The sequence below is a fragment of the Monashia sp. HAY1-5C genome (assembly GCF_056755255.1).
This window is the reverse complement of the sequence record NZ_JBPGXG010000410.1, coordinates 1-265: the sequence shown is the minus strand read 5'-3', so window position 1 is coordinate 265 and position 265 is coordinate 1. Positions and strand designations below refer to the sequence as shown.

The following is a 265-nucleotide window of genomic DNA, read 5'->3' as shown; positions in this document are numbered from 1 at the left end:
GTCGCGGGCGATATTCTCCATGATCGCCGACCCTGCGGCGGTCGAACCGGTGAAGCTGATCTTGCCGATGCCGGGATGGCCCGTCATCGCAGCCCCCGTCGTCGGGCCGTCGCCGAGCACGATGTTGATCAGGCCGGCGGGAATGCCGGCGCGCACCGAAAGCTCGGCCATATGGAGCGTCGAAAAAGGCGTCATCTCGGATGGCTTCAGCACGATGGCATTGCCGGCCGCAAGTGCCGGCCCGATCTTCCATCCGGCCATGGAA

1 protein-coding gene is annotated in these 265 nt (G+C 65.7%); it reads right to left on the bottom strand.

Annotated elements, in window-relative coordinates; all coding sequences use genetic code 11:
• On the bottom strand, positions 1-265 hold a 265-nt coding region (locus ACR9ZK_RS22240; protein WP_481344113.1), incomplete at both ends, for an aldehyde dehydrogenase family protein.